Here is a 20,449-nt window from a genome sequence, read left to right as displayed (position 1 = left end):
CTGTTAGAACCGTCTTAGCCGGTTCTCAACTGTCTGGAGGTCTCATGCCCCTTTCGACCAGCGACGTGCAAGCCTTCGAAGCCCGCGCGACGGACGCCGACCTCGACGATCTGCGTGCCCGGCTGGCCGCGGCGCGGCTACCGGAGGCCGAAACGGTCCATCGCGCCCCGTCCGGCCCTCGCCGATGGGCACAGGGCGTCCCGCTCGCGGACCTCGTCGAGGTCGTGGACCACTGGCGCACCGGGTACGACTGGCGGTCGTTCGAAGAGCGCCTCGACCGGATCGGCCAGTTCCGCACCACCATCGACGGGCTGGGAATCCACTTCCTGCACCGCCGGTCCCCGCGCGCGGACGCCACTCCTCTGGTGCTGACGCACGGCTGGCCGGGCAGCGTCGCCGAGTTCGTCGATGTGGTGGACGAGCTGGCGGACCCCGAAGACACCGCCGCGCCGGCGTTCCATGTCGTGGTTCCCTCGTTGCCGGGTTTCGGCTACAGCGACAAGCCGGCCACCACGGGCTGGGGAACCGAGAAGATCGCGGCCGCGTGGGTGGAGCTGATGGGAAGGCTCGGCTATGGCGAGTTCCTGGCCCACGGCGGCGACTGGGGAGGCAATATCACCACGGTCCTCGGCGGCAGGTTCCCGGCGCAGGTCCTCGGTATCCACACCACGTTCGCGGAAGGACTGCCCGGATCGACGACGGACGGGCTGATGGCGGTGGAGCGCGAGTGGACCGAGGAGACCCGCGATTTCTGGCTCAACCGCGCGGCCTACGCGAAACAGCAGGCGACCCGGCCGCAGACCATCGGCTACTCGCTCGTCGACTCGCCGGTCGGGCTGCTCGCCTGGATCCTCGACAAGTTCGCCGAGTGGACGGATACCGAAGACAGCCCGTTCGAGACGATCTCCAGGGACCGGATCCTCGACAATGTCACCCTGTACTGGCTGACGCGGTCCGGCGCGTCGGCGGCCCGCATCTACTGGGAAAGCCACAACTCGCTCGATCCCGACCTCCGGGTCGATGTCCCGTCGGCGATCACCATGTACCCCCGCGACATCGAGAAGTATCCGCGTCCCTTGGCGCGGGAGCGGTACCGGCGGATCGCCCGGTGGCGGTCGCCCGAGCGCGGAGGACACTTCCCGTCGCTGGAGGTTCCCGGGTATTTCGTCAAGGACCTCCAAGAGGGCCTCGCCGCGGTGCTGGCCGCTCGCCGCTGACCCCTCGGCCGCGAAGAGCCACGAACTGTTCGGTACCGGCGTGTCGGGAACGGCGTGATGGGGAATCATCTCGCTCTGCCCGGGAACTGTTCCTGGGCGGGTGGGTGTTCCCGGCGCCGTCCGGCGCCGGGAACGCGTAGTCCACCGCTCAGCGAGTCCGCAGGTGGCGGCCGGTGAGCGACGCGGAGTCCTCCGCCAGCGCCGAGGGCGTGCCTTCGAAGACGACCGTCCCGCCCTCGGAACCCGCCCCGGGCCCGATGTCGATGACGTGGTCGGCGTGCGCGATCACCCGCTGGTTGTGTTCGATCAGGACCAGTGTCGCGCCGTCGTCGACGAGGTCGTCGCACAGGCCGAGCAGGCGGTCGACGTCGCTGCCGTGCAGTCCGGCGGTGGGTTCGTCGAGGACCAGGCGCAGGTCGTCCGCCGGACCCGCGTCGGCGAGGTGGCGGGCGAGCAGGAGCCGCTGGCGCTCGCCGCCGGACAGGGTGTCGAGGCTCTGCCCGATCGTCAGGTAGCCGAGCCCGGTCCGGTCCAGCCAGCGCAGCCGCCGCGCGAGAGAGGAGCGCTCGCCGAACAGGGCGGCGGCGTCCGCGGGGTTCATCGCCAGTACGTCGGCGATGCTGTGGCCGTTCAGGCGCGCGGCGAGCGCGGCCGGGTTGAACCGGGTCCCGCCGCAGGCGTCGCAGCCGGTCTGGACGTCGTCGAGGAAGGCGAGGTCGGTGATGATGACGCCCTTGCCCTTGCAGACGGGGCAGGCTCCCCGGCCGTTCGCGCTGAACCATGACGGATGCTTCCCGGTGGCCTTGCCGAAGGCGTCGCGGATGGGTTCGGCGATACCGAGCACCGTGGCGGGGGTCGACCGGATGCCACCGCGCAGCGGAGCCTGCTCGACGACGACGAAATCGGGATGCTGCCGGGGGAGTTCGCCCGCGATCAGGCTGCTCTTGCCGGAACCGGCGACCCCCGAGACGACGGTCAGCACGCCGAGCGGCACGTCGACGGTGACGTCACGCAGGTTGTGGCTGCGGGCGCGGGAGATCGTCACGGTTCCCTTGGGCACGCGGGTCCGCTGCCGGAAATCGACCGGGGCGCGCAGGATCCGGCCGGTTTCGGTGCCGGTCGCGGCGAGCCGGGCGGGAGTGCCTTCGAACTGGACGTGGCCGCCGTCGGCGCCACCGGCGGGCCCGAGGTCGATGACGTGGTCGGCGGCGGTGATCACCGCGGGATGGTGTTCGACCACGAGGATAGTGTTGTGCGCGTCGCGGAGCTTGGCCAGCAGTTCGAGGAGCCGGTGCACGTCATGCGGGTGCAGTCCGGTGCTGGGCTCGTCGAACACGTAACAGACGTCGCTGAGCGCGCTGCCGAGGTGACGGACGATCTTGACGCGCTGGGCCTCGCCGCCGGACAGCGTCCGCGATTCCCTGGACAGGCTGAGGTAGCCGAGACCGACGGAAGCCAGTGCGTCGAGGCGTTCCCGGATGGCCCGCAGCAGCGGCGCCACGGCCGGATCGCGCACGGTCGTGACGACGTCGCGTAGTTCGCCGACCGGCATCGCCGACCAGTCCGCGATGGACCGTCCGTCGATCAGGCTCTTCCTCGCGGCTTCGGCGAGGCGGGTCCCCGCGCAGTCCGGACAGGTGCTCCGCGTGACGACTCCGGCGAGCCCTTCCTGCTCCTCGGCGGTCAGGCGGGACGGCGTCTTGCGCAGGTACGAATCCCGCAGCCGAGGGACGACACCGTCGAAGACGCCGTGCTTGGGGTACTCGGGGCCGGGGTTGTCGAGGGGGAGTCCTTCGGCGTGCAGCAGGGTTTCGACCTTCGCGGACGGCAACCGTCCTAACGGGACATCGGGATCGACGAGCCCGGAGTGGACGAGCCGCTTCCAGCGGTAGGTCCCCGGCGCGAACGTCGGGAAGCGCACGGCTCCCTCGCGCAGGCTCCGCGACCGGTCGAGCAGCCGGTCGAGATCGATGTCGTCGACCACGCCGAGCCCTTCGCAGCGCGGGCACATCCCGCTGGGGTCGTTGAACGAGTAGGCGGGCGTGAATCCGGCGCTCGGCTCTCCGAGGCGGGAGAACAGCAGGCGCAGCAACGGGGCGATGTCGCTCGCCGTGCCCACCGTCGACCGCGCGTTCCCGGTGAACCGCCGTTGATCGACGATCGTGGTGAAGACCAGCCCGTCGATCCGGTCGACGTCGGGCGGCGGATGCTGAGGGAGCCGGTTCCGGACGAAAGCGGGATAGGTCCCGGTGACCAGGCGTTCGGCTTCGGCCGCGATCGTGTCGAACGCCAGCGACGACTTCCCCGATCCCGATACGCCGGTGAACACCGTCAACCGGTGCTTCGGCACCCGGACCGACACCTCCCGGAGGTTGTGCGTCCTGGCTCCTTCGACCGTGATCCACCGGCCGCGTTCGGACTGCGTTGTGGACATGAAACCAAGCTACGATGAGATGTGGCCGGATTACGGCCACAATTAGCGGGAGGCGTCGTGACGGAACCACGGGAACGGATGCTGCGGCTGCTGTCGCTCCTGCAGACCGGCCGCCAGTGGCCCGCCGCCGACCTCGCGTCGGCCATGGAAGTCCCGCCCCGCACGCTCCGCCGGGACATCGACCACCTGCGCACACTGGGCTATCCCGTGGAGAGCACCCGCGGCCCGGGCGGCCATTACCGCCTCGTCGCGGGCGCGGCGCTGCCGCCGCTCATGCTGGAACACGACGAGGCGATCGCCACCGTGCTCGGGTTGCGCCTCGCCGCGGCGGGCGGCACCGGGATCGCCCTCACCGCCGAATCGGCGGACCGTGCCGCCACGAAACTCCGGCGTGTCCTGCCTGCCGCCCTGCGACGGCGGACCGACGAAATGCTCGCCTCGGTCGAATTCGGCGGTGGTGAACAGCCGCGGGTCACTCCCGACGTCCTGAACGTCCTCGCGGCGGCGATCGCGGCCCGCCGCTGCCTCGAGTTCGCGTACACCGCGAAGGACGGCCCGTCGTCCCGGACGGTCGAGCCGATGCGCCTGGTCCAGCTCGGCACGCGGTGGTACCTCTACGCCTGGGACCTCGGCAGGCGGGACTGGCGGAGTTTCCGCCTCGACCGGATCACCGCGCCGAAGACGACCGAGGTGGCGTTCGAGCCCCGCGCGCTCCCGGTCGACGACGTCGCCGGCCACCTCCAAGAACGGTTCCACAGCCCGAAAGCGCTGCGGATCACGCTGACCTTGCAGGTCGGCGCCGTCGAGGCCGCGGCCCGCCTCCATCGGATCGACGGCACTTTCGAAGCACTGGGCGACCAGAGCTGCAGGTACGTCGCGTACGTCGATTCCTTCGAGTGGCTGGCCGTCGTGCTGGTGCTCACCGACATCGACTTCACCGTCGAAGAGCCGCCGGAGTTCGCGGACTACCTCGCGCGGACCGGACGACGTCTGCTTCGCGGTGCCGTCGGCTCGTGAGTGGCGATTCGGGTTCTAACCCGAATCGCCACTCACGACCGACCCGGCTCAGTCGCCGTCGAGTGGCCATTGCTGTCCGCGGGTCCAGGAGTCCAGCACCATGAGCGTCTTCGTGCCCGTCACCTGGTGGTGCCGCCGGATCTCGTCGATCGTTCGCTGAAGATGGCCCATGTCGCGGACCCGCAGCCAGACGAGCGCGTCGGGATCGCCCGCGATGGTGAACACCGCCTGGGCCTCCGGCATCCGGGTGGTCGTGCGGACGATCTCGCCGACCTTGGTGGTCCCGGTGAACCGCAGTTCGGTGAACGCCTCGATGCCCCAGCCGAGTTTGGCGTGGTCGATCTGGACGGTGTACCCGACGATGACGCCGTTCTCCTGCATGCGGTCGATCCGGCGTTTGACCGCCGCGGTGGACAGCGTGACCCTGGCCCCGATGTCGCCGAGGGTGCGCCGGGCGTCCTCCCGCAGCAGTTCGAGGATTTCGCGATCGGTCTCGTCGATGAGCTGGTCGGCCATGAACCGGGATGGTACGCAGACGCAACGGATATCGGCCAGCGGTGAGTATGGCCCGGATATTTTGCGTGTGAAGGGGCAATAGACTGCGCCTTGTTGCGGCGGGCCCGGACGTCCGGTCTCCTGTCCTGACGTCGCGCGGGGGTGCCGAAGGAGGTAGGCCTGGTGGAGCAGTTCACGTTGGAGGACCGGTATCTACGGGAAGACGGCACCGTCTACCTCAGCGGGGTCCAGGCGCTGGTCAGGATGCTGTTCGACCGTGTCCGGCACGACCGCGCGTCCGGGGCGTCGCCCGCGGTGTTCGTCTCCGGCTACGAGGGCTCGCCGCTGGCGGGCTACGACCTCGAACTCGGCCGCCGGTCGGTCCTGCTCGACAAGCACAACGTCGTGCACCGTCCCGGGCTGAACGAGGAACTCGCCGCGACCGCGGTCATGGGCAGCCAGCTCACCGCGTCGGTCGGCTCGTCCTCCGGCGGGGTCACCGGGTTCTGGTACGGCAAGGCGCCGGGCCTCGACCGGGCGACGGACGCCTTGCGGCACGCCAACCTCGCGGGCACCGATCCGGCGGGCGGCGCGGGGGCGCTGGTCGGCGACGATCCGAACGCCAAGTCCTCCTCGGTGCCCTGCGCCTCCGAACTCGCGCTGGCCGACCTGTCCATGCCGGTGTTCTTCCCCGCCGACTCCCAGGACGTGCTGGACTTCGGCCTGCACGCCGTCGAACTGTCCAGGGCGAGCGGGCTCTGGTCGTCGATGAAGCTCGTGGCGAACGTGGCCGACGCCGCGAGCACCGCGCACGTCCATCCACAGTGGACCGCGCCGGCGCTGACGCTGCCCGCGTACCGGCACAAGCCCAGTTCCCGGCTGCTCGGGACCACGCTGATGGCGCTCGAACGCAGTCTCTACACCGAACGCCTGCCGCTGGCCGTCGAATACGTGCGGGCGAGCGGGGTCAACCGGATCGTCCACGAAGGACCGTCGGACCGGATCGGCATCGTCACCGCCGGGAAGTCCTATTTGGACCTGATGCAGGCGTTGCGCTTGCTCGGCCTGGACGCCGACGCGTTGTCCCGGCACGGGATCCGGATCCTCAAGCTCGGCGTCATCCATCCGCTCGAACCCTCGATCGTCCGCCGGTTCGCCGACGGCCTGTCCGAGATCGTCGTGGTGGAGGAGAAGCGATCCTTCGTCGAGGCGGCGATCAAGGAGGTGCTCTACGGTACCGCCGGGGCGCCCGCCGTCCACGGCAAGACCGGCCCGGACGGCCGCACGCTGTGCACCGAACTCGGCGAACTCGACCCGGACGCCATCGCCAGGGTGCTCGCCGGACGGCTGAGCGAGCACCACGAGATCCCGTCGGTGACCGCGTGGCGGCGGCGCCGTCGCCGTGAGCGCATCTCGGTGCCGTTGCTGACCCGGACGCCGTACTTCTGTTCCGGCTGCCCGCACAACTCCTCGACCAAGGTGCCGGAGGGGACCGTCGTGGGTGGCGGCATCGGCTGTCACGCCATGGCTTTGTTCATGGAACCGGAACAGGTCGGCGACGTCGTCGGCCTGACCCAGATGGGCGGCGAAGGCGCGCAGTGGCTCGGCATGGAGCCGTTCGTCGAGGCCTCGCATTTCGTGCAGAACATCGGCGACGGCACGTTCACCCATTCCGGCAGCCTCGCGGTGCGGGCCGCCGTCGCGGCCGGGGTGAACATCACCTACAAGATCCTCTACAACGCGACCGTCGCGATGACCGGCGGGCAGGACGCCGTCGGCGGGCTTCCGGTGGAACGGCTGGCCGCACTGCTCCTGGTGGAAGGTGTCGCCAAGGTGGTCATCACCAGCGACGAGCCGAAACGGTTCCGCGGCGTCCGCCTTCCCGACGGCGTGGAGGTCCGCCACCGCGACGAACTGCTGCGCAGCCAGGAGGAACTGGCCGCGGTGCCCGGGGTGACGGTGCTCATCCACGACCAGGAATGCGCCGCGGAGAAACGCCGCAAACGGCGTCGCGGCAAGCTGCCCACCCCGGCCGCCAAGGTCGTGATCAACGAGCGCGTGTGCGAGGGCTGCGGCGACTGCGGCGAGAAGTCGAACTGCCTGTCGGTGCAGCCGGTCTCCACCGAATTCGGCCGCAAGACTACGATCCACCAGTCTTCGTGCAATGTGGACTATTCGTGCCTGGCGGGGGACTGCCCCTCGTTCATGACCGTGGTCCCGACGGGGCGGAAACCGCTGCGGCGGGCCGGGGAGATCACCGCGGCCGAACTGCCCGATCCCGAGGCCGCCGGAACCGACTTCTCCGTCCGGATCACCGGCGTCGGCGGGACCGGCGTGGTCACCGTCGCGCAGATCCTCGCCACGGCCGCCGTACTCGAAGGCAGGCATGTCCGGACGCTGGACCAGACCGGGCTCGCGCAGAAGGGCGGCGCCGTCGTCTCGGATCTGAAGATCCCCGCCGAGCCGACGCCGCAGGCCCCGAAACTCGCGGAGGGCGAATGCGACCTCTACCTGGCCTGTGACGTCCTGGTCGGGGCCGATCCGGGGCAGCTGACGGTGGCCGATCCCGGCCGGACCACCGCCGTGGTCTCCACGACCGAGGTGCCCACCGGCCGGATGGTCGTCGACACCACCGTCTCCTTCCCCGACGCCGCGGCCGTGCGCGGCGCGATCGCGGAGAACGCGGCGCGCACCGTGGCGCTCGACGCCAGGGCGCTGGCGGAGACCCTGTTCGACGACGATCAGTTCGCCAACATCCTCCAGCTCGGCGCGGCGCATCAGACCGGCGCCATCCCGCTGGCCGCGGCCAGCCTGGAACGCGCGATCGAGCTCAACGGGGTCGCGGTCGCGGGGAACCTCCAGGCCTTCCGGCGCGGCAGGCAGCTCGTCGCCGATCCCGACGGCCTGCACGCGGCCGTCGCGCCTCCCGCCGTCGCCGCGGCCCCCGCCCCGTCGGAGGCCGCTCTCCGCGCCCGCGCGCTCGTGCACGCCGAGCCGGGCTCGGAACTCGCGCGCCTGCTGGACATCCGCGTCCCCGAACTCGTCCGGTACCAGGACGCGCGCTACGCACGGGAGTACGCCGAGTTCGTCGAGCGCGTCCGGGTCCTGGAAGGTGATTCGACCGCGATCACCGAAGCGGTGGCGCGCAATCTGCACAAGCTCATGGCCTACAAGGACGAGTACGAGGTCGCGCGGCTCTCCCTCGATCCCGCCGTGCTCGCGGGGATCGAGGCGGAGTTCGGGGAGGGCAGCCGCTACGCCTATCGCCTGCACCCGCCGGTCCTCCGCGCACTCGGGATGAAGCGGAAGATCGCGCTGGGCCCGGGATTCCGCCCGGTGTTCGTCGCGTTGCGCGCCGCGCGGAAACTGCGTGGCACCCGCTGGGACCCGTTCGGCCGCGCCGGGGTCCGGAAGGTCGAGCGCGAACTCGTCGGCCAGTACCGGGAGACGATCCTGGCCGCGTTCGGTGCCGAGGACGCCGATCGCGGCAGGCTGCTCGCGCTGGCCGAACTGCCCGACCTGATCCGCGGCTACGAGGACGTCAAACTGGCGAATGTCGAGGCATACCGCCGGGAACAGGCCGCGCTCCTCGCCGATCTCGTGCCGGGCGACAGGCTCGGCGTGGGCGGCTGACGGGTCGCCGGTCACCGGCCCGAATACGTAGTTTCGCGTATGGAGCCGGCGGGCTCGCTCGGCCAGGCTGAAGATCGCCGAACGAGGCGAACTTCAAAGGAGAAGAGCGATGCGCACACGACTGCAACGTCTCACCGCCGTGGCCGGGCTGGCCATCTGCGCCGCGACCGGGATCGGCGCGGTCCCCGCCACGGCGGCGGAGGTCTCGGCCTGCCCGGACGTGGACCTGATCTTCGCCCGCGGCACCTTCGAGATCCCCGGTCTCGGCATCGTGGGCAAACCACTGCTCCCGGCCCTGCAACGAGCCCTGCCCGGTAAGTCGGTCAGCGCGCACGCGGTCGACTACGCGGCATCGTTCGATCAGAGCAGCGCCGGTCCCGGTGCCACGGAAATGACCCGGCAGCTCACGCGGCGCGCGGCCGGTTGCCCGGGTACGAAGTTCGTCCTCGGCGGTCTTTCGCAGGGCGCCAGCGTCACCGACATCGCCGTCGGTGTGAAGTCGGGACTCGGCAGTGGCGAAGTCGTCCCCGACGATCTCGCCGACCGCGTGGTGGCCGTCGTGGCCTTCGGCAATCCGCTGGGCGGGCTGTACCGGCGGACGATCAAGGAGTCCAGCCCCATTTACGGGCCGAAGGCGCTGGAACTCTGCAACGTCGGCGACCCGGTCTGCGGCGGTCAGGGCACCCGGGGGCCGGGGCTGGGACACCTGTCGTACGGAATGGACGGAAGCGTCGACATCGCCGCGAAATTCGTGGCCCAGCACTACAACTGAGCGCGGCGCGTACCGGCTCGGCCGACCACCCAGACGGCGATCTGCGCACGGTTGCCGAAACCCAGCTTCGTCAGGATGTGCTCGACGTGGGTACTGACGGTGCGCTGGGAGATCACCAGCTCGGCGGCGATGTCGCGGTTGGTCAGTCCCTTCGCGATCAGTCCGGCGATCTCGGTCTCGCGTTTGGTGAGGATCCCGGTCCTCGCGTCGGCGGCGCTCGGCGACGCGGGGGCCGGCTCACCGAGGGCATGACGCACGGCTTCGGCATCGGACAGTGCCCGTCCCGCGGCGTAGGCCTGTTCGAAGCGGGTGTTCCCGATCGCGGCGCGGGTCGCGGCGGTGTGCTTGACGTGGGGGAGGTTCACGGCGAACTCGGGTGTGGTGCCGATGCGCTCCCACAGGGCGCCGGCGATGCCGAACAGGGTGGCGGCGCGTTCGTGCTCATTCCGCCGCGCGGCGATCCAGGCCAGCGTGTCGACCCGGTAGGCCATGCCCTGCTGGTCGCCCGTGCGGAGATCCAGCCGCAACGCCTCGGTCGCCGCGTCGGCCGCTGCGGTGATGTCGCCGAACTCGACCTCGACCGTGGCCCGGCCGAACAACGCCATCGCCCGGTAGAACAGATCGCCGCGTTCGGCCGCCAGGTCGTACATCCGCCGCAGTGACGCGCGGGCGGCGGCCGGATCCCCGTCGCGGTAGGCGATCGAGACGCCGTGAATGAACAACGGATGCAGCTCGGCGTGCACGAGACCGTGTGCCCGGAAGATCGCGCAAGTCGCGGCGGCGAGCTCGACCCCTCCCGGTCGACCGGTGAGTATGGCCGCGAAGCTCCGGATGTGCAGGACGCGGCCTCGGGCCACCTCGTCGGCGTTTTTCTCGGCAAGGGCCTCGGCCTCGTCGAGAAGCCGCGCGATCTGTTCCTGGTCGCCCATCCAGAGTGTGTGCAGCGCGTACATGCACAGCGCGTCCCCGCGGTCCGGGTGGTCGTCAGGCGTCGCGGCGAGGGCGCGGCCGAGCCAGGTCCTGGCCTCACCGGCGAGACCGCGCAGCAGCCAATACTCGACGGGGTACGCGGCCATCCGCAGAGCCCTGCCCGCCTCACCCGGCTCGGAAAGCGACCAGGCCAGCGCCGCCCGCAGATTCGCGTGATCGCTGCCGAGCTGCTCGATCCACCGCTGCTGCCGGTCGCTCACCCATTCCTCGTTGGCCCGCGCCACCAGTCCGCCGAACCAGTCGCGGTGCAGCCGGGCGACCCGGTGCCGGTCCCCGGTGACGTCCAGGCGTTCCTGTCCGTATTCGCGGAGCGATTCCAGCATCTGGTAGCGGGCGACGCCGGGCTGCCTGCCGCGGATCAGCACCGACTTGTCCAGCAGACCGTCGATCAGCTCCAGCACGTCGTCCGCGGCGATCCCGGCGTCGGCGCACACGTGCGTCGCGGCGTCGAGGTCGAACGACCCCGAGAAGACCGACGTCCTCGCCCACACCGTCTGCTCGGCCGACGAGCACAGTTGGTAGCTCCAGTCGATCGCGGCTCGCAGCGTCTGCTGCCGCCGCGGCGCGGTGCGCCGTCCGGAGGTCAGCAGGGCGAGCCTGCCGGTCAGCCGGTCGAGGATCTGACCGGGGGACAGCGAGCGGATCCTGGCCGCGGCCAGTTCGATGGCCAACGGCAGACCGTCCAGCCTGCCGCACAGTTCGGCCAGAACGGCTTCTTCGTCCTGCCCGTCGAAAGCGCTGGGGACGATCGCCCCGGCACGTTCCCGAAACAGCCGGACGGCGTCGGCGATCGGCAGTGGCGGCACCGGCAGCACCTGTTCACCCGCCACGCCGAGTGACTGCCGACTGGTCGCGAGGACCACGATCCGGGGGCAGCCCGCCAGCACGGCGGCGGCGAGCTCCGCGGAGGAGTCGATGAGATGCTCGCAGTTGTCGAGGACCAGCAGCAGCGCGCGATCCCGGAGATGATCGATCACCTGACGTCCGGCCGGCAGGCCGGATCGGGCGTGCAGGCCGAGCCGGGCCGCGACCAGATTCGCCACCAGGGCGCCGTCGCGCACCTCGGCCAGCTCCACGAGCACGACGCCGTCGGGAAAGAGGTGAGCCACGTCCCGCGCGACCCGCGTCGCGAGCGTGGTCTTGCCGACGCCGCCAGGGCCGGTCAAGGTCACCAGCCGCGCCTTGCCGAGCAGGCGGCGTACCTCCGCTCCCTCACCACGACGGCCGACGTAGCCGGACGGCTCCGCCGAGGGGGTGGTGGTCTCCGAATGGTCGACGGTGCCACCTCGCACTTCGAGATCAACTGCTGGCCGGGGAAACACGGTAGCGTCCGGCCGACCACGGCGCGACCCTTCACGGACCGGTGGCAGGGCGGCTCGTGAGTGGTAATGACGGTTCTAACCCTCATTACCACTCACGAGCACCTGGACGGGCGCCGGACGTTCGGTCGAGTTTCCGTGAAGGGCTCCTTCACTACCTTCAGGGTCAGGGTCTCGGCAAAGTCGCAGAGCTCCGGGACAGGTCCTTGCCCTCTGTTGATCAAGCTACGCGACCGGCGCACCCCGCGACGATGAAGGAATTGGGACACTCAACGTCCCAATTCCTTCATCGTCGTCTGCCTGCGCCATGACGAAGAGGTGCCTGACCAGCAAGATGCCGACTTTGCCGGACCCTGACCTTCAGGGTAGGGAAGGGGGCTTTCACGGACCGTGGTCTGGGGTTTCGGCAGGGACTGAAGGGCGCTTTCCCCACATGCGATGCGAGGAAAGCGCCCTTCGCCGCATGAGATGAGAGGAAAGGCCCCTTCAGCCCGCCGCACTCAGAACCGGCCGCAGTTCCCGCTTCCCGCTTGCCCCTTGAACGCGGCCTTCAGCCACTCGGCGGCGTCGTTGGGGGCCGTCATCATGCCCAGCGCGTGGGAGAACAACGGCGTGAACGACGCCAAGTCCTTCCATTGGACGTTGGCACCTTTGCCACACCAGTCCTTCGCCATCTGCTTGCCGACGGCCGCCGGGATGACGTCGTCCATCGGGCTCTGTTCCACCATGACCGGCATGGTGGGTTTGACGGTGCCGATGCGGTTCTCCGCCACGATCGCGTCGAACGGCGGCTGGGACAGGTAGGAGGACACCGGCTTGCCGTCCTTGGTCAGTGAGCCGGATTGCTTGTACATGAACTGGAAGACCGCGTTCAGCGTGCACGTCTGACGGGCCTTCAGGAACAGTTCGGCACCGGTCGGGTTGGCCAGGTTCATCAACTTGGCCTCCGGGTAGGCCTGGTTGATGCCGATCAGCGCGTAGCCGAGGAACCCGAAGTACATTCCGCCGTCGAGCGACTTCGAGAGCGCGGCCTTGTCGGCGGGCGGCGCGCCGGAGTAGACGCCTTTGACGTCCAGTTCGGGCGCGTAGGTGGCGGCCAGTTCGGCGGCCGCCGCGGCGGCACTGCCGCCCTCGGAGTAGCCGGCGATGCCGACCGGGCCGTCGGCGGGCAGTCCGGTACCGGGCAGTCGTTGCGCGGCACGGATGACGTCGAGCACGGTGTGCGCCTCGGACAACCGGATCACATACGGGTGATCACCGCTGCCCTCCACCCAAGGTCCGATGTAGTCGGTCTGTGCCACGGCGAACCCGGCGCCCAGTAGCGCGTTGACGAAGCCGCCCTGGAAACCGGAGACCATGTCCGAGGCCCCTTCGCCCGCCAGGGTTTTCGACGGGGCGCAATCCGGGCCCATGCCGAAGGTGAAGGGCGCGTAGGCCACGATCGGCCGTTCTCCGGGGCCGTTCCACGGGTTGTCCGGCACCAGGACCGTGCCGCTCACCGCGACTTGCTTGTCCTTGTTGTCCCGGGACAGGTATTGGATCCGCGTCGCTTTCGCGCCGTTGTAGGTCGAGGGCTGGGACTTGACCACGTCACCGTTCTGGCCGGCGGGAAGTGGTGAAGACGAGGTGTAGACCGAGCCGGTGTCCGCGCGCGCCGCCGGAGCGTTCACCGCCAGAGCCGCCACCGTGCCCGCCGCGACCAGTGACGCGGTCATGGTGGCGATCAGGCCATGGCGAAAGGAAAAGGTCATACTGCACTCCACACTGAGTCGGAACGTGAGGTCGGCTGACGGAATACCTTGATGGCGTGAGCTTTTCGCAAACGCGCCGGGATGTTTTCCCGCACGCTGCACAGATGGAAAACCCGCCGACCCCGGCCCGTCAATGGACGAGGACTCACCGGTCGTCAAATTGTCACGGGGTGACGGTTGAGCATGTCCGCGTCTGTCAACGACGCGACTGATCGATCGTGTCAAAGCTCGAAACATCCCGCTGGTGACACTTTTGTCATTCCCGTCAGTGCGGATCGTCTAAATATGCTCATTCGGATCGAGGCTTGTCGCCGAATTCCCGGAATCGACGATTTTCCGGGGTGATCCGTCGCCGGTTCTGGCTAGCATCGTCGTCATGTCCGAACTGAAGCGGTCGGCGATGCGGGTGGCCGATTCCGACCGCGAAAGCGTCGCGCAACTGCTGTACGAAGCCATGGGCGCGGGCCGGATCACCACCGGTGAACTGGAGACGAGACTGGACGCCGTCTACGCGGCCAAGACTTTCGCGGAATTCGAACCCATCGTCGCGGATCTGTCCACTGGCGGTGCGCTCGCGGCGTCGACGGCCGGAGGCGGAGAACTAGGCGGACGACGTTCGTTCGCCGTCATGTCCTCGACCAGCCGGCGATTCGACGGGCCGCTGCCGTCGAAGCATGTCAGCCGGGCCTTCTGGGGAAGTGTGCGTCTCGATCTGAGGCGTGCCGTCATCCCCGTGGGCGTGCGCACGATCAGGGCCGTGGCGGTCATGGGCAGCGTCAAGATCGTGGTCCCCGAGGATTTCGCCGTCGACGTCCGGGGGATCGGCCTGATGGGCGGATTCGGCACCGGTCGCGGGATCGGCCGAGGGCAGCCGTCGACGGGTGCGCCGGTTCTGCGCGTCACCGGCTTCGCCTGGTGGGGCTCGGTGAAGGTGATCCGGAAGCCGCTGGAGTCGCGGCGGCGATCCCGGCCGAGGCTGCGGCACATCAGCCGACGTGGCTGACGGCGATGGTCTGTCCAGGGGCGGAGGCGATCGCTGAACGGCTCGTGAGTGGTAATGACGGTTAGAACCGTCATTACCACTCACGAGCACGAAGTGCCGTCAGGAAGCATCCGCGCCCTTCTTGGGGAAGGCGGAGCCGCGCACGAGGAACGCGAGCCGGATGACGGGCAGCATGCAGACGATCTGCATCGCGGCGTACCAAGGCGGGCAGACCCCCGGGATCACGTCGACGCCGATGATCGCGATCGGCATGATCACGGAGAGGGCGCGCACGCGCTCGAAGGCCTTCCGAGATCCCTGGGACGCGGAGACGGCGATGCGGTGGAGCAGCACGGCGACCACCGGCAGCAGGCCCGCGCGGACCCACATGAACGTGTTCACCGGGTGACCGCCGCTCGCCACCACGATGACCGTGACCAGGGCGAGGACGCTGAGCGCGCCGTAGATCTTGACGCTGTTCTTCGCGGCGCCGAAGGCAGCTCGGGCACGCGGGTTGTCGAGGAGCGCGGTGTTGGTTTCCATGGTCGACGACGTTATGAAGCGCTCGATCGCGCCGGTATCGGTCTAAGCACACGGCCGGGTGGGCCTAGCCCCACTCCTGGGCCGGAGAGGGTGAGCCCGGGTTCCGCGTGGTGCACAGTGGGAGCACCGAAGCGGAACGTGAAGGACGAAGCGATGAGTCGACTGGGTGCGTGGCTGACGCGAGCCGGTGTGGGGTTCGTGCGGGCCTGTGCCGTGGCGGTGGTCGCGATGGTGATGCCCGCCGTGTGGGCGGCCTCCGTCGCGCTGGGGATCTGGTGGGGGCCGGGCAATCCGTGGTCGTGGCTGGCGCCGCTCGTGCTGGTGTGCGTGGCCACGCTCGTGCTGCCCCGCCCGGTCTGCCGGGCGGTCCGCTTCTTCGTCGCGAGGTGGACGGGCACGGTCATCCCCGGCGGCTACCGGCAGGTCGGGCCGGTGACCCGGCTGTCCACCGGGGACTGGTGGAACGGGTTCTCCTACGAACGCAGCCGCCGGGACGCGCTGATGGACCAGAAGTGGCGGGTCCGATGGCGTGACCCCGCCAACGGGCGCGATCTGCGGTTCGCGGCGATCGTCCCGTTCACCGCGGGTGTGGTCGCCTGCCTCCCGCCCGCCGGGATGGCCGTGGCCGCCGTCGGATTCGTGCGGCCGGAGCCCGCCGCGCGGCTCGTCGGGGTGCTCGGGCTGGTCGTGGCCGTGGTTTCGGCCCCGTACGCCTGGCGTTGCCTCGAACCCGTCGCCGTCCGGTTCCTGCGGCCGTCGCCCGCGATGGCGCTGGCGGGCCGGGTGAACGAGTTGACCGCCCAGCGCGCGGACACGACGATCGCGCAGGCCGCCGAAATCCGCCGGATCGAACGGGATCTGCACGACGGCGCGCAGGCCCGGCTGGTCGGGCTCGGACTTTCCCTGGCGACCGCGGAGAAACTGATGGAGAGCGACCCTGAGGCGGCCAGGGCGCTGATGCGCGACGCGCGGGCCGGCGCCACCGCCTCGTTGACCGAACTACGCGAGCTGATCCAGGGGATCAGCCCGCCGGTGCTCACCGAACGAGGACTCGCCGACGCGGTACGCGCCCTCGCGCTGGACCTCCCGCTCGACGTGACGGTCCGCGCCGACGCCGGGCTGAAGCTGGACTCGCCGATCGAGTCGGCGGTCTACTTCGGTGTCGTCGAGCTGCTGACCAACGCGGTCCGGCACGCCCACGCGTCGCGGGCCCTGGTCAGCCTCGACCACGACGACGTCGGCCTCGTCGTCGAGGTCGAGGACGACGGCAGTGGCGGCGCCGTCGAGCGGGCCGGGGGAGGCATCGCCGGTCTGCGCCGCCGTCTCGCGGTCTTCGACGGCACCCTGGAGATCACCAGCCCACCGGGCGGCCCGACCCAGGCCAGGATGATGGTGCCATGCGTGTTGTCGTAGCCGAGGACCTCTACCTCCTGCGGGACGGGATGGTCCGGCTGATCGAGGCGTTCGGGCATCAGGTGGTGGCGACGGCGGCCACCGGACCCGAGACGCTCGACGCGCTGCGGACCTGGCGCCCCGACGTGTCCGTCATCGACGTCCGCATGCCGCCGAACCAGTCGGACGAAGGACTCCGGGCCGCCCTCGCCGCCCGGACCGAGATGCCAGGGCTGCCCGTCCTCATCCTCTCCCAGCACGTCGAGCAGTTGTACGCCCGCGAACTGCTGGCCGACGGCTCCGGCGGCGTCGGCTACCTCCTCAAGGAGAGCGTGTTCGACGCCGAGGGGTTCATCGGCGCGCTGGAGCGGGTCGCGGGCGGCGGGACGGCCATGGATCCGGCCGTCATCGCGAAACTGCTGTCCGGCGGTTCCCGGAACCGGGGGCTCGAGCGGCTCACCGAACGGGAGTATTCCGTGCTGGCCCTGATGGCCGAGGGACTGTCCAATCAGGCCATCGGCCGCCGCGTCTTCCTGAGCGAGAGCACCATCGGCAAGTACACGACGTCGTTGTTCGGCAAGCTCGGCATCACCGATGACGACGACACCAACCGCCGCGTCCGCGCCGTCCTCACCTATCTGAACAGGTCCTGATCCGCTCCGGGCGCGACCAGACCGGCTTCGTAGGCGAAGACGACGAGCTGGGCGCGGTCACGGGCGTGGAGTTTCGTCATGGCCCGGTTGACGTGGGTCTTCGCGGTCAGCGGGCTGATCACCATGCGGGCGGCGATCTCGTCGTTCGACAGGCCTTGCGCGACCAGGGTGACGGCCTCACGTTCGCGGTTGGTCAGTTCGGCGAGACCTTGCCGCCCGGTACCGGTGCCGGGCGGCAAGGTGAGGTACCGGTCGATCAGCTTGCGGGTGATCGACGGGGCGAGCAGCGCGTCGCCGCGGGCCGCGACCCGGACGGCGTGCAGGAAGTCCTCCGGCTCGATGTCCTTGACGAGGAATCCGGCGGCGCCCGCCCGCAGCGCCTTGAACACGTATTCGTCGAGACCGTAGTTGGTCAGGATGACGACGTGCACCGAAGCCAGCGCCGGATCCGCGGCGATGCGGCGGGTCGCCTCGATCCCGTCGACCAGCGGCATCTGGACGTCGATGAGCGCGATGTCGGGCAGGTGTTCTCCGGCCAGCCGGACCCCTTCGGCGCCGTCCGCGGCTTCGGCCACGACCTCGATGCCGTCCTCGGCGTCGAGGAGGGCGCGGAACCCGCTGCGGATGAGCGGCTGGTCGTCGACCAGCAGGACCCGGATCACGACGGCCTGGCCACGGGAAGTTCGGCCTCGACGGTGAAGCCGCCCTCGCCTCGTGGTGAGGCCCGGAGACGGCCGCCGAGCGCGGTGACCCGTTCGCGCATGCCGACCAGTCCGACGCCGGGCACGGGAACGCTGTCAGGACCGGCTTTCCCGTCGTCGTCGACCTGGACGACGAGCGCGTCCGGGCGGTAGCCGATCCGGATCGAGGCGGAAGCGGCGGCGGCGTGCCGGGTGATGTTGGTCAGCGACTCCTGCACGATCCGGTAGGCGGCCCGGTCGACCGCGGCCGGTAGCTCGGCCCGCTGTCCTTCGACCGTCAAGTGCGCGTCCAGTCCCGTCGTTCTGGCCTGCCGCACCAATTCCGGGACGGAGTCGAGGCCCCGCGGCGGATGTTCGGCGTCATCGCGCAGCGCCTCCAAGGTCGCGCGGAGTTCGCCCGCCGCCTCACGGCCCGCCTCCCGGATCGCGAGCAACGCCTCCGGCACCTCTTCACCTCGTTTGCGGGCCAGATGGACGGCGACCTCGGCCTGCACCTTGATGACGGAGATCTGGTGGGTGAGCGAATCGTGCAGTTCCCTGGCGATGTGCAGGCGTTCCTCGTCGGCCCGGCGCAGCGCGGCCTCTTCACGGGTGCGCTCGGCTTCGTCGGCCCGTCGCTCGGCCTGGCGCAACGCTTCGCCCGCCGCGGCGGCGGCGATCAGCCAGGCCAGTTGCAGGACCTCGCGGCTGTGTGTGAAGGCCTCGCTCACGGAAAAGACGCGCGAGGAGGCCAGGATCGCGGGCGGGAGCGCGAGCAGCATGACCACCGAACCGGCAAGCGTGGCGACGCGGTGCCCAGCCCGCATCGTCGCGTACACCGAGAACAGGTACGCGACGGCCGGGACGTCGAAACCCACCAGCTGACAGGCGAGCGCGGACAATCCCGCCGCGGCGAGCACGAGGACCGGCGCCCGGCGGCTCGCGGCCAGTGACAGGCCACCGAGCGCGTAGAAGGCGTAGCCGAGCGGTTCGAGAGCAGTGTCCGAGTGCCGCCGGGACAGCACGGTGACCACGAGGACCGCCAGAACCCCGGCGGCGATCGCCCAGTCCCTCGCACCGATCCGTGTCTTGCCCATCCCGGAACCCTAGCCGGACGGCGGCGCGGAGAGATCCTCCGCGAAGACCACGGGCGACTACCGCGTCCGTGGTAGTTCCCGGGGTCCTGCCGCGTCGACGGCAGTGCGGGAGGTCCGCGTCCGCGCGACGACGGGTGGCGGGTCCGGCGGACAGGATCGGTGTGTCCAGCAGCAGAAGGAAAAAAGGAGCACCTCATGTCCATCCAGATCGCGGCCCAGCAGGCCGTCGATGTCTATTCGCTGAGCCCGGGGCGGATCGGCTCCATCGTGGCCGGGATGCTCGGCCTGATCGGCGTCGTCGCCGGTGGCCTCGCCCGTGTCCGGTCGAGGGCCGGCACCGGCTCCGGGCGGCGTGGCGCCCTCGTCGCCGTCGCTACGGGGGCGACCGGCGTGGTAGTGGCCGGCGTGGTCGCCGCCACCTCCGACGGCGGCATCGGTACCGGCAACGGGCTGGCCGGGGCCTTCGTGGCGCTGGCGCTGGGGCTGGCCGCCCTGGCCCTCGGTGGTCTGACCCTGGCCCGGTCCCGTCCTCGCGGCGACCACTGAGCACAAAGGACACCGCGAGCGCGGGCGCGTCGGGTGCGCTGGTCGGCACTCCTGTCTTAGGGGATAAGGCGAACGTGGCTTCGGGCAAGGTGTGTGTGGAAATAGGGACGTTGAGTGTCCCTATTTCCACACACCCCCTCCGGATCTGGTCGTCACCGGGACTGTCGTGCGGGACTGTGTGGATTTCGGGTCATCCAACGCCCCAAAATCCACACAGTGAGAGACACCGTCCGACATCGGGGCCGGTTACCGGCACACCGCGTCCCGAACCAGCACTCTCTCGACTTTGCCGCGACCCTGACCTTGACGGTAGTGGAGGGGCTTTCACTTATTCGGGGATACGGTCAGCTCTTCCGGTCCCGCTCGGCTTGCCCGACCGGGCAGACCGCGCCGTGGGTGCAACTCACCCGGTCGCACAGCCGGCACAACAGATCCGCGCTGCCGACGTCCTGGTAAAGCCGGGTCAGCAGTTTGCCCAGCAGACCGGCGAACTGCTCCTGCTCGCGCGGGCTGAGTTCCTCGATCAGGCCGGTCAATCCCGCGCCGCGCTCCTCGATCAGCGTCTGCGCCGTTCGCCGTCCCTCGGCGGTGAGTTCGACGGTCACCTCCCGCCCTTGGCGAGGCCGTCGCGCGAACAACCCGCGCTGCTCCAGCGAGTCGACCATGCGGGCCGCGGCCGATTGACTCAGCCCGATCCGGCGGCCCAGTTCGGTCACGCTCAACGCCGAACCGGCCGACGCCACCACCAGGGCCGCCGCGGCACTGGCGCTGACACCCGCTTTCCGGTGCGCGTCCGCCAGGACCCGGTCGGTCACGGCGAGTGCGGCCGCGCCCAGCAGATTGGCCGTTCTTGCTTGCATGACTCATGCATATCGGCTCCTCATCCCGTCTCGCAACTCCGGCGGATTCCATCAAAAGTGTTTGATAC

Annotated in this window: 16 protein-coding genes; 8 read left to right on the top strand and 8 right to left on the bottom strand. The window is 69.8% G+C overall.

The genetic code is table 11. The features are described 5' to 3' along the window. The first annotated feature begins 44 nt into the window (after nt 1-44). The gene (locus SD37_RS23725; RefSeq protein ID WP_044854840.1) at nt 45-1,217 is read left to right on the top strand and encodes an epoxide hydrolase family protein; all 1,173 of its coding nucleotides are present in this window, start codon (nt 45-47) and stop codon (nt 1,215-1,217) included. Between the two features lie 148 nt (nt 1,218-1,365). Here the strand turns inward: SD37_RS23725 and SD37_RS23720 are convergent, their stop codons facing one another. Then, a complete protein-coding gene (locus SD37_RS23720) occupies nt 1,366-3,651 on the bottom strand; it encodes an excinuclease ABC subunit UvrA (protein ID WP_044854841.1) in 2,286 nt (761 codons plus the stop codon). A 57-nt stretch (nt 3,652-3,708) separates the two neighbouring features. On the opposite strand from SD37_RS23720, the gene SD37_RS23715 reads away from it, so the two are divergent. Then, nucleotides 3,709-4,668 carry a helix-turn-helix transcriptional regulator gene (locus SD37_RS23715; protein WP_236725098.1) on the top strand — a complete coding sequence of 320 codons (960 nt, stop codon included), beginning with the start codon at nt 3,709-3,711 and terminating at the stop codon, nt 4,666-4,668. 48 nt (nt 4,669-4,716) lie between these two features. Here SD37_RS23715 and SD37_RS23710 read toward each other — a convergent pair whose 3' ends face one another. Next, the gene (locus SD37_RS23710) at nt 4,717-5,184 is read right to left on the bottom strand and encodes an Lrp/AsnC family transcriptional regulator (protein WP_044854842.1); all 468 of its coding nucleotides are present in this window, start codon (nt 5,182-5,184) and stop codon (nt 4,717-4,719) included. A 162-nt stretch (nt 5,185-5,346) separates the two neighbouring features. Between SD37_RS23710 and SD37_RS23705 the strand changes: the two genes are divergently transcribed. Further along, entirely contained in the window at nt 5,347-8,796 is a 3,450-nt protein-coding gene (locus SD37_RS23705) for an indolepyruvate ferredoxin oxidoreductase family protein (RefSeq protein WP_065912947.1), read from the top strand. Between the two features lie 109 nt (nt 8,797-8,905). Next, nucleotides 8,906-9,568 carry a cutinase family protein gene (locus SD37_RS23700; RefSeq protein WP_044854844.1) on the top strand — a complete coding sequence of 221 codons (663 nt, stop codon included), beginning with the start codon at nt 8,906-8,908 and terminating at the stop codon, nt 9,566-9,568. On the opposite strand, the gene SD37_RS23695 is transcribed toward SD37_RS23700, so the two are convergent. Next, entirely contained in the window at nt 9,559-11,850 is a 2,292-nt protein-coding gene (locus SD37_RS23695; protein ID WP_044854845.1) for an ATP-binding protein, read from the bottom strand. The genes SD37_RS23700 and SD37_RS23695 overlap by 10 nt on opposite strands. Nucleotides 11,851-12,377: 527 nt before the next feature. Further along, nucleotides 12,378-13,628, bottom strand: a complete 1,251-nt coding sequence (locus tag SD37_RS23690) for a lipase family protein (protein WP_083255066.1) — start codon at nt 13,626-13,628, stop codon at nt 12,378-12,380. A 376-nt stretch (nt 13,629-14,004) separates the two neighbouring features. On the opposite strand from SD37_RS23690, the gene SD37_RS23685 reads away from it, so the two are divergent. Then, a complete protein-coding gene (locus SD37_RS23685; protein ID WP_052675076.1) occupies nt 14,005-14,631 on the top strand; it encodes a DUF1707 SHOCT-like domain-containing protein in 627 nt (208 codons plus the stop codon). A 99-nt stretch (nt 14,632-14,730) separates the two neighbouring features. On the opposite strand, the gene SD37_RS23680 is transcribed toward SD37_RS23685, so the two are convergent. Next, complete coding sequence (locus tag SD37_RS23680; RefSeq protein ID WP_044854846.1) at nt 14,731-15,153, bottom strand: hypothetical protein; 423 nt, start codon at nt 15,151-15,153, stop codon at nt 14,731-14,733. A 153-nt stretch (nt 15,154-15,306) separates the two neighbouring features. On the opposite strand from SD37_RS23680, the gene SD37_RS23675 reads away from it, so the two are divergent. Together SD37_RS23675 and SD37_RS23670 are read left to right on the top strand one after the other, a co-directional pair. Then, nucleotides 15,307-16,566 (top strand): sensor histidine kinase, encoded by a 1,260-nt coding sequence (locus SD37_RS23675; RefSeq protein ID WP_065913105.1) that lies wholly within the window; start codon nt 15,307-15,309, stop codon nt 16,564-16,566. Further along, nucleotides 16,551-17,198 carry a response regulator transcription factor gene (locus SD37_RS23670; protein ID WP_044854847.1) on the top strand — a complete coding sequence of 216 codons (648 nt, stop codon included), beginning with the start codon at nt 16,551-16,553 and terminating at the stop codon, nt 17,196-17,198. Before SD37_RS23675 ends, SD37_RS23670 begins: the two co-directional genes overlap by 16 nt. Here SD37_RS23670 and SD37_RS23665 read toward each other — a convergent pair. Beyond that, a complete protein-coding gene (locus tag SD37_RS23665; protein WP_044854848.1) occupies nt 17,180-17,860 on the bottom strand; it encodes a response regulator in 681 nt (226 codons plus the stop codon). The two genes, SD37_RS23670 and SD37_RS23665, sit on opposite strands and share 19 nt — an antisense overlap. Continuing rightward, nucleotides 17,857-18,975: a sensor histidine kinase gene (locus tag SD37_RS23660; RefSeq protein WP_044854849.1), complete on the bottom strand. Its 1,119-nt coding sequence runs from the start codon at nt 18,973-18,975 to the stop codon at nt 17,857-17,859. Before SD37_RS23660 ends, SD37_RS23665 begins: the two co-directional genes overlap by 4 nt. 195 nt (nt 18,976-19,170) lie before the next feature. Between SD37_RS23660 and SD37_RS23655 the strand changes: the two genes are divergently transcribed. After that, nucleotides 19,171-19,521, top strand: a complete 351-nt coding sequence (locus SD37_RS23655) for a DUF6223 family protein (protein ID WP_044854850.1) — start codon at nt 19,171-19,173, stop codon at nt 19,519-19,521. Between the two features lie 344 nt (nt 19,522-19,865). Here the strand turns inward: SD37_RS23655 and SD37_RS23650 are convergent, their stop codons facing one another. Beyond that, complete coding sequence (locus SD37_RS23650; RefSeq protein ID WP_044854851.1) at nt 19,866-20,381, bottom strand: MarR family winged helix-turn-helix transcriptional regulator; 516 nt, start codon at nt 20,379-20,381, stop codon at nt 19,866-19,868. Between the last annotated feature and the right edge of the window lie 68 nt (nt 20,382-20,449).

It is taken from the genome of Amycolatopsis orientalis, assembly GCF_000943515.2.
GTDB lineage: Bacteria > Actinomycetota > Actinomycetes > Mycobacteriales > Pseudonocardiaceae > Amycolatopsis > Amycolatopsis orientalis.
Note: the sequence above shows the minus strand (reverse complement) of the source record. Positions and strands in the feature narration are given on the sequence as shown.